Annotated in this window: 11 protein-coding genes and 1 other RNA gene; all 12 read right to left on the reverse strand. The window is 42.9% G+C overall.

From position 1 onward, the window contains the following. Positions 1 to 82 precede the first annotated feature (82 nt). Positions 83 to 1,660 carry a methyl-accepting chemotaxis protein gene (locus JEY82_RS11340; protein WP_304085501.1) on the reverse strand — a complete coding sequence of 526 codons (1,578 nt, stop codon included), beginning with the start codon at positions 1,658 to 1,660 and terminating at the stop codon, positions 83 to 85. A gap of 346 nt (positions 1,661 to 2,006) precedes the next feature. Continuing rightward, entirely contained in the window at positions 2,007 to 3,326 is a 1,320-nt protein-coding gene (locus JEY82_RS11345; protein ID WP_304085502.1) for a mechanosensitive ion channel family protein, read from the reverse strand. A 13-nt stretch (positions 3,327 to 3,339) separates the two neighbouring features. Further along, positions 3,340 to 4,224, reverse strand: coding sequence for a 4-hydroxybenzoate octaprenyltransferase (locus tag JEY82_RS11350; protein WP_304085503.1), 885 nt, complete (start codon positions 4,222 to 4,224; stop codon positions 3,340 to 3,342). Between the two features lie 39 nt (positions 4,225 to 4,263). Next, positions 4,264 to 4,707: a DMT family transporter gene (locus tag JEY82_RS11355; protein ID WP_304085505.1), complete on the reverse strand. Its 444-nt coding sequence runs from the start codon at positions 4,705 to 4,707 to the stop codon at positions 4,264 to 4,266. A 145-nt stretch (positions 4,708 to 4,852) separates the two neighbouring features. Further along, positions 4,853 to 6,121, reverse strand: coding sequence for a tyrosine--tRNA ligase (gene tyrS / locus JEY82_RS11360; protein WP_304085507.1), 1,269 nt, complete (start codon positions 6,119 to 6,121; stop codon positions 4,853 to 4,855). A 65-nt stretch (positions 6,122 to 6,186) separates the two neighbouring features. Next, positions 6,187 to 6,978 carry a TIGR00282 family metallophosphoesterase gene (locus JEY82_RS11365; protein WP_304085509.1) on the reverse strand — a complete coding sequence of 264 codons (792 nt, stop codon included), beginning with the start codon at positions 6,976 to 6,978 and terminating at the stop codon, positions 6,187 to 6,189. 95 nt (positions 6,979 to 7,073) lie between these two features. Next, on the reverse strand, positions 7,074 to 8,630 hold the full coding sequence (gene rny / locus JEY82_RS11370) for a ribonuclease Y (RefSeq protein ID WP_092158559.1): 1,557 nt from the start codon (positions 8,628 to 8,630) through the stop codon (positions 7,074 to 7,076). 194 nt (positions 8,631 to 8,824) lie between these two features. Beyond that, positions 8,825 to 9,006, reverse strand: a non-coding RNA gene (gene ssrS / locus JEY82_RS11375) — 6S RNA. Positions 9,007 to 9,046: 40 nt separating this feature from the next. Continuing rightward, entirely contained in the window at positions 9,047 to 9,295 is a 249-nt protein-coding gene (locus tag JEY82_RS11380; RefSeq protein ID WP_092158557.1) for a cell division protein ZapA, read from the reverse strand. A gap of 97 nt (positions 9,296 to 9,392) precedes the next feature. Next, positions 9,393 to 9,569 (reverse strand): hypothetical protein, encoded by a 177-nt coding sequence (locus JEY82_RS11385; protein ID WP_170830301.1) that lies wholly within the window; start codon positions 9,567 to 9,569, stop codon positions 9,393 to 9,395. A gap of 31 nt (positions 9,570 to 9,600) precedes the next feature. Continuing rightward, positions 9,601 to 10,983: a bifunctional UDP-N-acetylglucosamine diphosphorylase/glucosamine-1-phosphate N-acetyltransferase GlmU gene (gene glmU / locus JEY82_RS11390; RefSeq protein ID WP_304085513.1), complete on the reverse strand. Its 1,383-nt coding sequence runs from the start codon at positions 10,981 to 10,983 to the stop codon at positions 9,601 to 9,603. A gap of 364 nt (positions 10,984 to 11,347) precedes the next feature. Then, a complete protein-coding gene (locus tag JEY82_RS11395) occupies positions 11,348 to 11,776 on the reverse strand; it encodes a F0F1 ATP synthase subunit epsilon (RefSeq protein WP_092158553.1) in 429 nt (142 codons plus the stop codon). Between the last annotated feature and the right edge of the window lie 7 nt (positions 11,777 to 11,783).

Genomic DNA, 11,783 nt, shown 5'->3' on the forward strand with positions numbered 1-11,783 from the left:
GCCACTTTCAACAGTAAAAGGGGCTGGCCTTTTTTAAAAGACCAGCCCCTATAAACTTCTTAATATTTTTTACGGACAAGCCCTAGCGCATCCCCTGAATAATTTCTGACAATGTTTCTGCCAAACGGACTAATCGCCCAATGGCTTCTGCCGATTCAACCATGGCCTGTTCCGTTTCACCGGATATCCGGTTTACTTCCATGGTGGACTGATTAATCTCTTCACTAGCCGCAGACTGCTGTTCAACGGCAGCGGCTATCGACCGGATACGATCGGCTGTAGATTCTGCGACTGACACAATTTGTGCCAAAGCGTCACCTGAGCGCCCTGCCAATTTCGTACTTTTTTCCACAGATTCAACAGCCTTATCAGTGGCCCGGACATTCTCTTTAGCCCCATTCTGAATACCAAGAATCGCTGCATGAACTTCGGCAGTCGCCTGCACAGTTTTTTCAGCAAGTTTGCGGACCTCGTCAGCAACTACGGCAAATCCGCGACCTGCTTCTCCGGCCCTGGCCGCTTCAATAGCGGCATTGAGAGCCAAAAGATTTGTCTGATCAGCAATATCTTCAATAACACTAAGTACTTTTCCAATAGTATCAGAACGATTGTCTAATTCTTCCATTGAAGACTTTAAAGATGCTGCCTGAACAGCAACTTCATCTATAGATTCTACCACTTCAGTAACTATTCCAGCACCATTTTCTGCACTGGTCCGAGCATTATCAGCATCATTAGCCGCTTCCTGAGCGTGGCGGGCAACCTCCAAGACTGTGGCATTCATCTCTTCCATTGCGGTTGCCGTTTCAGTAGAGCGTTCAGTCTGCACAAGGGCACCTTTATGAGCTTCATCCACCAATCCTTCCAAAAGAGCTGCAGATGCACCCAGTTCACGGACCACTTCTTCCGCCTTCTCAGCGGCATTAGCAATACGCTCATTTTGACTTACAATATAAGCTTCGCGCTGCTTAAGTTCAGTCGTGTTTATGTATAAACAGCAACCGCCAATAACTTTCCCTTCAACATCATGCAGGGGAAACAAATTGGCCAGCACATTGATATCACTTCCATCCACATGCTTGAAGACAGCTTCACGATTCCTCTCACTGTGATCTTCATCCATACAGACACCAATAAGAGATTTGCGGTCATCTTTATAGAAAACTTGAGAAAGCATACGACCATAATAGGATTCAGGATTCTCGTCAGAACCTAACATGTCCAAACACACATTATTCAAAAATGTTATTTTCTCGTCGAGCCCAACGATACAGCAAGGCATAGGAAGGCCGTTAAGAATACTGAAACTAAAGCCTAGGCGTTCCTTGTAGTTATCAGCAAGTCCGGTCACAACTTTGCGCAACTCTGGAAGGCCGGGAGAAGTACACTTATCAGCCCCGGCATAATCGCCTTCAAGAATGCGAGAGGTAAAGGAGGTAATAGAACAAATCGGAGTCTTAATATAAATATTAAGTATAGCAATCAATCCGAGACCGAATAACAAGAATAGAACGAGCACTGAAATAGCCAAAGATCCAATAGCCCAAGGCTCTTTATCGTATTGAAACACGATCAAAGAACAAATTCCGCAAGCAGCAAGCAGAAATCCTAAATAAGCGACAACAATCAACCTAAAAAATTTAACAATGCCTTCATTCATAAACAGTTCTCCTTGGTAAGTTGCCGAGTCCTAAATTAAGAAACTCGGTTGTCATCAAGTATTATCGAGACTTGTAAGACAGCATTTCTAAAATTAAACCGACATTCTTAAAAAAAGAACAACGGAACAATCAGAAAGCCCCAAACAACCTCTCAAAAACTTGATAAAACCTCCAAACCGAACACCTAGCTGAATACAGCATTACCTCGCATGTAGAGCTGTTAATCTCTTTATAGTCCCGTGTCGACAAATTTCGAAATCACAATAATAAACCACTCAAAATTTAATAAAAAAGCCCGTAATTCCAATAATTGCGGGCTTTAATTTTACATTATAAAAACAGATATTAACTCTCTTCCACCATCGGAGGAAGATTCTTGATATAAATATCCTGCTGAGGGAAAGGAAATTCAATACCTTTCTCTTTAAAGGAATCCCATATGGCGAGCATTGTATCCGACTTAACTCTGCCAGTTCCTTTCTCAGGACTATCAATCCATATCCTCAGCTCAAAATCTACAGAACTGGCGCCATACCCGGTCATGCGACATACAGGAGCAGGAGTCATAAGAACTCCGGAAACAGTAAGAGCAGCCTCTTCACTGGCCTTCATAGCCTCACGAAGATCAGTTGAATAAGCGACACCAAAAGGGATTCTAAGCCTCACGGAATTGTCTCCGTAAGTCCAGTTTATAACCTGCCCGGTTATGAGCGAATCATTCGGAATCAGATATTCTTTCTTATCAAATGTTTCCATCGCGATAAAACGGGCATTAAGTGACTTAATCTTACCACGGGCGTTTCCGACTTCAATAATATCACCGGGCTTAATGGATCGCTCAAGAAGCAGAATCACACCACAGACAAGATTGGATATAACCTTCTGCAAACCGAAACCGACACCGACACCGACAGCTCCAGAGAAGATTGTCAGTCCTGTAAAGTCGACCCCGATTCCTTTAAGTCCCAAATAAACCGCTAAAGTCATAAGTCCGACTTTTGAAGCCTTGGAAAGTAGCACCTGCAATGAAGGAGAAAGAGAGTGAGACTTTACGATCTTTTCCTGAGCAATTTTATTTGAAAAAGTAGCAACCTGTATCAAAGCTAAGAGGAGAATAATCCCTTTAAAAATGACTAGAATCGACAGATTTTTATCATTATAAACAAACCCGACAGTATCAAGAAAAGCAACTGTTTTTCCAAGTAGTCCAAAAACATTAAGAGCCGCCATTACCCAGGCTGTTGTCGAAATCACGCGGGCCCAAAATTGATTCATAACAAGACTGGAGGCAATCTTAATGATTACCCACGCGGCTGTCAGAGACCCCGCCACGACGAGCAAACCCGGCTTATAATGTTGAGATACCATAATAAAAACAGACATTTTGAAAAGAAGTACTGTAAAAATCAACCCTATCTGTTTCAAAAAAGTTTTTATAAAAAGACTTTCGCGCACGATCTTCGGCAATTTGTTCTTTATAGAGGCTTCGATCTTCGGGGTAATTCTTTTATGAAACAATCTGCCGATCAGAAAAATCAAAGGAACCAGAACTACCTCAATAGCTCCATGCCATGAAAAAAAATCCTTAACTATAGATCTCTGAAGCTCATGAAGCCACTTGATCAGGTCGTACCTAAAAAAATTCTCAAGCTTTGATATATCCATAAAAATCCCCGTACTAAATTAAAATATCTAACAAAGTACCTGCGAACAAAAGAACTGAGATCACTCCGTTGAGAGCAAAAAAAGCCATATTCACTCGGCTCATATCGTCAGCAGATATGACTTGATGTTCGTACACCAAAATCGCCGCAATGATAGCAGTAGTAGTAAAATAGATCCACCCTAACCCGGCAGATAATCCAGCAAGTAAAAAGAAAATCCCTGTGTTTACGTGACAAAAAGTCGAAATAGTGAGCGACTTATTAATTCCTAGAGAAGCAGGAATTGAAAACAACCCGCGCCCTTTATCAAATTTTCTGTCCTGAGTTGCGTAGAGGATATCAAACCCTGCCACCCAGAAAACAACGCCGAAGAAAAATAAAATTGCAGGTAAAGTGAAGTGAGGATCAACACATAGCCATCCCGCAAGAGGAGCAAGTCCCAGAACAGATCCGAGCACGAAATGACACAGCTTTGTAAACCGCTTGGTGATTGAATAAAAAGCTGACCAACCAAGAGCAAAATAAGAAAGTTTATAACAAAGCTCATTCATATTTTTACACGCAACAACAAAAATCACAGCGCAAACAGCAATAAAACAAAAGGTAAAAAACGTTGAAAGTTCACCAGTAACCAAAGGGCGGGTGCGCGTTCTTGGATTTTCACTGTCAATATTGATGTCGACCAGTCTATTGAATGCCATTGCAAAAGATCTGACCGCAACCATTGCAACTGTCAGCAAGAAGAAAGGCTTAATTCCCGGCCAGCCATCTGCCGCAAGAAAAATACCAATATAAGCAAATGGTAGAGCGAAAATTGAATGCTCAATTTTAATCATACGACAGACAATTACAGTATTTACCCATAACAATTTTAAAGTATCGCGCAATAAATCGATCAAAACGAACTCCTTATCAGTCAACCTGAGATTTATACTTCATCAAAATTTTTCAATAAGCACAGCACCTGTAACAACTAAAACTACACCTACAATTCTCATGGGAGAAGCTTCCCGGACGGCATATCCTATGAGCCCGAAGTGGTCCAGAAAAATGGATGCGGCCATCTGTCCTGCCACCATCCAGCACATCATGGTTCCAGCGCCGAGAACAGGGGCAACAATCACAGCTGCGGCTACAAAAAATGCCCCCATCAAACCACCGGTCCACATCCACCAAGGCCCTTTTAAAGTCGCCTCAAAAGCTGGAATCGGTGTTTTAGCAAGAAAAGAATAGGCTATCAGCGTCAGTGTTCCGACTGCAAACGAGATAGTTGCCGCCAGTACCGGATCACCCACAAAATTTCGCAATTTCATGTTTATTCCAGCCTGAGTCGGAGCCAGAGCTCCGAAAGTGACTGCGATAGCTATAAAAAACAGCCGCATATTTTCTCCGGTTTTTAAGCAACAACGATGCAGGATAACTTTCTTCACCTTTGTTGCAAAGCTAAGCCGGCACCTTATAAAAAAAACGACCCGAAAAAGCACTGAGCTTGAACGGGCCGTAATTAAAACATAATAAACAATAAAACTACTTGCGGGTTACAAGGCCGTAACTCTTTTTACCTTTACGGATAAGTAGAACTTCTCCGCCTATAAAATCGGCATCAACAGGAATGTATCCAAAATCGCTGACACGTTCATTATTGATATAAAGACCGCCTGCGGTAATATCTTTGCGAGCCTGGCCTTTTGATTTAACAAGTCCCAGATCCATGAGAATCTGCGGAAGGTCAGGAATAGCGTCAGCTGCATATTCTACGCCCGGAGCGGCTTCCATAGCTTCACGAAGTGTCGCAGAGTCTACGGATTTAACGTCGCCTCCGCCGAAAAGAGCTACGGTTGCAGCCTGAACTTTTTCAAGCTCTTCCTTGCCGTGAATCATGATTGTGGTTTCTTCGGCAAGACGCTTGTGCGGTATACGCATGTGCGGAGCTTCTTCATGACTCTTCTCAAGCTCAGAAATTTCTTCCTCAGTCAGGAAAGTGAAAAACTTAAGGAAGTTAATAACATCCCTGTCGTCTGTATTAATCCAGAACTGATAGAATGTGTAAGGAGAAGTCATTTCAGCATTCAGGAAGATGGCACCTTTTTCACTCTTGCCGAATTTCTTACCCGAAGCAGTGGTAATAAGCGGGAAAGTCAGAGCATAACCTTCGCCCGCAGCTTTACGACGGACAAGTTCACATCCGGCAGTAATATTGCCCCACTGATCGCCGCCGCCAATCTGAAGCTGGCAGCCCTTTTCCTGATAAAGATGATAAAAATCATACGACTGAAGGAGCATGTAACTGAACTCAGTATAAGAAATACCGACATCTTCACGTCCGAAACGGCCTTTTACAGATTCCTTGGCAAGCATCCAGTTTACAGTGAAGTGCTTACCCACCTCGCGGAGCATATCAAGAAAAGAAATATCTTTCATCCAATCATAATTATTAACGACTTCTGCTTTAGAACCTGTATTGCGTTCACAAAACCCTTCAATCTGGGTCTTAATTTTTTCCACCTGAGCTTCAATCTTTTCGATACTTAGAAACTCACGTTCTTTATCTTTACCGCTAGGATCACCGACCCTTCCGGTTGCTCCGCCAAGCAGAAATAAGGGATTATGCCCAGCTCTTTTCATACGCACGAGACAAAGGAGAGGAACCAGATTACCAATGTGAAGACTGCTGGCAGTGGGGTCGAAGCCGCAATACATGCTTCTTCCGGGAGTAGACAAATATTCACGCACCTTGTCTTCGTCAGAAACCTGATGAATCAACCCGCGCCACTTAAGCTCATCATAAATATTCATTTTTACCTCTTTATTGAATTTATCCTGATTGCCTTATTAAAAAGCAATTTTAAACATAAAAATTATTAGCAACCGATGATAGGGTCGGTCTTCCAGACATCAATGGAAACTGTTTTTCCTGTGTCTTCGTCAATATCAAGCACGACTCCCTGCAATTCAACCGGGCCTCCGGCAACACGCCATTTCTGAGGCAATCCAGTCACAAACCTTTTGATAACAGGGCCGGGAGCAAGTCCCAGACAGGAATCAACAGGGCCGCACATTCCAGCATCCGTAATATAACCGCAGCCGTTTTCTAAAATTCGGGCATCATTAGTCTGAACATGGGTATGCGTACCGAGAACGGCTGAAACCCGTCCATCAAGATAGCGGCTGAGACATTGTTTTTCAGATGTTGCCTCAGCATGAAAATCAACTAAAATAACCTTTATTTCAGACGGGATCTCTTCAAGAATTTTGTCCGCGCCTCGAAAAGGACACTCGCACGCACTCATAAAAGTTCGTCCCTGAAGATTTACAACAGCTACAGATAACCCTTCCCGTATTTGAAAAGAAGTCCAGCCTCTCCCTGGAGCACCTTCTGCAACATTTGCAGGACGGACGATTTTATCACAGGTATTAAGATAGGAATAAAGATTCTGAAATTTCCAAATATGATTGCCGGACGTTAAAATATCAATTCCGCAACCGAGAAGCTCTTTAGCATTTTTGAGAGAAAGACCTACTCCAGATGAAGCGTTTTCTCCATTGGCCACAATAAGATCAAGACTGAGCCTCTTACGAAGGTCAGTCATCTTTAAAGCAATACCCTTTCTTCCGGGTCTGCCGAATATGTCACCAAGAAAAAGAATCCGCACTGTGTTCACCTAGCGGTAGATCTGAAATTTGTAGAAAAAAGCGGCAGGAAAGTCGGCCCGAAGGGGCAGACCCTCCGGGCCGCTATAAAACTCATCTATTTTGCATAACCTACGGAACGACGTTCGCGGATAACGGTTACACGAATCTGACCTGGATAGGTCATGTTGTTTTCAATCTTAGTAGCAATGTCTTTACAAAGCATATGTGTGTTATCGTCGGTAACTTTTTCAGCATCAACCATAACTCTGATTTCTCGCCCGGCCTGAATGGCGTAAGCCTTAGAAACTCCATCAAATCCGGTAGCAACATTTTCAAGTTCTTCAAGGCGCTTCACATAGTTTTCGAGAAGTTCCTTTCTTGCTCCGGGACGTGCGCCGGAAAGACTATCTGCAGCCTGAACAAGTGTTGCCAGAATTGACTGAGGAGGAATGTCTTCATGATGAGCCTGAATTGCATGGATAATCTCTTTGGATTCACCATGTTTTTTAGCAATATCAGCACCGATTACAGCATGAGGACCTTCAATTTCATGGTCAACAGCCTTACCTATATCATGAAGCAAACCTGCACGTTTAGCGATTTTCTCATCCATTCCGAGTTCCGCAGCCATAATGCCGCAAAGGAATGCAACTTCGAGAGAATGCTGAAGTACATTCTGAGAATAACTGGTTCTATACTGTAATTGCCCAAGAAGTTTTACAATCTCAGGATGGATGCCGTGAACGCCGACATCAAACGTAGCCTGTTCACCTATTTCACGAAGCTTAACATCCATTTCCTGTTCAACCTTAGCCACGATATCTTCGATACGTGCAGGATGAATGCGACCGTCATGAATAAGTCTTTCAAGAGCCTGCTTTGCGATTTCGCGACGAAGCGGACTGTATGCTGAAAGAACAACTGTTTCAGGAGTATCATCAATAATGAGGTCAACCCCTGTAGCGGCTTCAAGCGCTCTGATATTTCTACCTTCACGACCGATAATACGCCCTTTCATATCTTCTGATGGCAAAGCAACAGCAGTAACTGTCTGCTCATTAATGTAGTCACCGGAGTAACGCTGAATAGCAAGAGCAAGAATTTTGCGAGCCTTACGGCTGCCTTCTTCTTTTGCTTCCATTTCAATAGCACGAACCATTTTTCCGGCTTCGTGACGAGTCCGGCTTTCTATTTCCGTCATGAGTTTTTCGCGAGCTTCCTCAACAGTCAGTCCTGAAACTTCCTGCAGCTTACGTTCATGCTCATCTTTTCTTCTTTCAAGACCTTCACGAAGTTCTTCGAGCTTCTTTTCCTGCTTGATCATGCGCTTTTCAAGAGCCAAAACCTCAGACTCTTTACCGGCAACTGTTTCAAGCTTCTTCTCAAGACGCTCTTCTTTTTCTTGAAGACGCTCTTCCTGTTTTTTCAGGCCGCGTTCTATTTCTTTGTACTCATTTTCCTGCTCTTTTTTAAGAGCATATACTTCATCCTGAGCCTGAAGTCTGAGTTCTTTTTTCATGGCTTCGGCTTCTTTCCGAGCCTCCTGCACAATCCTATCAGCCAAACCCTGTGAATCGGCTAAACGCTTCGAATTCACATAACGGTGCAGGGCATATCCGCCTGCGGCACCTAGGGCCATTCCAAATAATATCAGAAAAAAATCCCCAAACATGCCATTCTCCTTTTATGTTGACAGGCCCTCTAAGACCTGATTTTTCACTACCGATCAACTAACGATCAGAGGTAACAATCTTCCATGGAGAATAGAAAAGAGACGGAGGCTTTTAGCAGAGGAGTTGTGTGGATTAAACAGCTTTATAGCAATTAGTATCCTGTTAATTGCTATAAATTCTGCGGATCCCTGTTAGGGACCCCGGAGATGCCGTGTTGCCGTATAAGTTAGAACCTAGTCTAACAGGTGGGCGCGGTACTCGGAGCTTCAGGCTTCCCGGTAAACCGGGCGTGCACACCACTCCGAAGATACATGCTCCCTTTCTTAATATATTGGTTCAGAATCTATAGGGCAATCACGTACTCCCCAGGGAAATATATCTATATCCTAATTATGATCACTTGAGCGATCACAAATCACTTCTCTAATAGCGCGTTTATCTTCTCTTCCATCATTTCGATCTTGCGGCCGTGTTCAAGGTAGTCGTCAGCAAGGCTTAAGGCTAAACAAGTCAGCAATTTTTCCCTACTAACATCCTTTCCGCCCCGCGTAAGTTCACCGAACCGGTCTTCAAGCACATCCTTTGCGGCTTCTATTCTAACTTTGTCCGCATCGGTCTTGAAAGAAATTTCAAGGCCGAGAACCGGTATCGTATAACGAGGCATATTTGTATGACTACCATCATCCTCTAGAATTTTACATCAAACCACCTAGAATATAATAACAAATTGTCATACATCCCGGACAGAAAAACAAAAACTCTTATTCAAGATTTCCTTCAACTTTACTCAGAAGAAACTCAATACGCCCTCGGACTTCGTCCTTGCGCTGTTTCTCCTGTTCAATCTCTTCAAGAAGAAAAGCATTCTCTTCTTCGAGTTGTTTAATCTTTTGCAACATTTTATCGAAACGTTCTTCCAATTGAGCGATTATTTCCATTCTTCTAACCTAATACCTTATCTTTACAAAATCAAGACTTCTGAGAAGTCCGGGAAATGTTGACTTGCTTTGATCTAGCTACAGCTAAATCACCGTCATTCACATCTTTAGTAATAGTTGATCCGGCAGCAATCAGTGCGCCGTTTCCGATAGTGACAGGAGCTATAAGAGCTGTGTTACTACCGATAAATGCGTTTTCACCTATTATGGTTTTAAACTTATTTTTTCCGTCATAATTGCAGGTAATTGTCCCTGCACCGATATTTGTCCCCGCCCCGATTTCACTGTCTCCAAGGTAAGTCAGATGACTGGCTTTTGCTCCTTTTCCAAGGACAGCCTTTTTCATCTCAACAAAATTTCCTATCTTTGCCCCTTCTTCAAGAACAGCCCCCGGACGAAGTCGACCGTAAGGACCTACTGCACACTTGGGGCCGACATTTGCTTCTTCTAAATGACTGTATGCCTTAATTTCGGCATTCTCGGCAATACTACTATCACTAATTACAACATGAGATTTAATTACCACACCGGATGCAATAGAAGTTTCACCATAAAGCTCGCATGGTCCAGTAATTTCTACACCCGGCCTGATCTTTACGCGAGGCCCGATAACTGCGGACTCCCAATTATGGATTATTACGCCGGAACGCAACCATTTTTCTGCAATTCTCATTCTTAACGTAGATTCCGCATTTGCAAGCTCATAAGGATTATTAATACCCATGAGATCAATTGAATCTCCGCAATCAACGGCCGTCACATTCATTCCGCATTCAACGGCGAGATCGACCAAATCAGTAATATAATACTCACCACTTTTGTTTTCATTGGTAAGCTTGGACAATAATTCTTCTACAGCTGATATTTTCAGACAGTAAATTCCGGCATTCACTTCACCGCTGACAGGTCCATGAACAGATTCGTCATAATCTTTCGCTTCAACAATTGCCGTAACCTGCCCCGCCTTATTACGAATCACCCGCCCGAACTGACACGGGTCTTTAGGCGTGATTGTAACAAAAGACAAGTCGGCACCGTCTTCTTTAACCGCTTCCAGAAAATCACTTACAGATTTTGCACCTATAAGCGGAGTATCTCCGTTTATGACCAGACAGTATTCAAGACCGGAAGCTTTAATCCGCTCCCAACCTTGCTGCAAGGCGTGCCCGGTTCCGAGTTGCTCTTTTTGAAGAACAAACTTCTCCTTCATTTGAGGAAAAGAATCTTCAACATATTCGGAACCGAAACCAACTATTGTAAATATCTCATCACCGATGGATGGACGCAAAGCGTTGTAAACATAATAGAGCATAGATTCGCCTAAAAGAGTCTTAAGAACCTTAGGCTTCTCAGAGTGCATACGTGTTCCTTTTCCTCCAGCGAGGACGAGGGCACATGCAAATGAATCGTGCATTATAATCTCTCCGTATTTATTACTGGCAACTAGTTATCAGGTTGCATTACCAGAGTAAATGAACAAAGATTTAAAATCCAAATTATTTTCGGTATGATCTGCAAAATATAACCACACAATTCCATGCACTTACACGTGCTTGTGATCGATTTAAATGATTTGCATATTTAATAGATATAACCTCAATTGCATTCATATTTTTTACAACACATAAATTGAAATAAATAAAACTTAATAATCAAATATTAATCCACAAATAAATGTCGATTTTCACATAAATATAAATTTTCCGAAAAAAAGGAGCAGACTGTTAAAACAGTCTGCTCCTAAATAGCCATGGGGCTTTTGAGGCTGAAACTAAACTCTAGTGAGTTGTTGTTCCTGCATGCTGAGCCGCATCTTTACAGCTTAGGCGAGCAAGAGCTCTCTGAAGAGCTGCCTGTGCACGAGCTGATTCAATGCGATCCTGAGCTTTCGTCATACGAAGTTTCGCTTTTTCCTGAGCTTTTTGAGCCCGAGCGATATCGATCTCAACGGCCTTTTCAGCAACTTCCGCTAATATAGTCACTTTATTGTTTCCAACTTCTGCGAAGCCACCGGAAACGAATATATAGTGAGTACGAGAACCTTCTTTATAATAAAGGTTTCCAACGCCGAGAGCTGAAAGGAAGGGTATATGATTGGCCATTATACCAAACTCACCCTCAATCCCAGGGGCGCCGACATAGTCGACTTCCTGAGAAAGGACCTTGCGATCAGGAGTAACGATTTCCAAGAGGAGCTTACTAGCCATAATCGCG

The organism is Maridesulfovibrio ferrireducens (assembly GCF_016342405.1).
GTDB classification, from domain to species: Bacteria; Desulfobacterota; Desulfovibrionia; order Desulfovibrionales; family Desulfovibrionaceae; genus Maridesulfovibrio; species Maridesulfovibrio ferrireducens_A.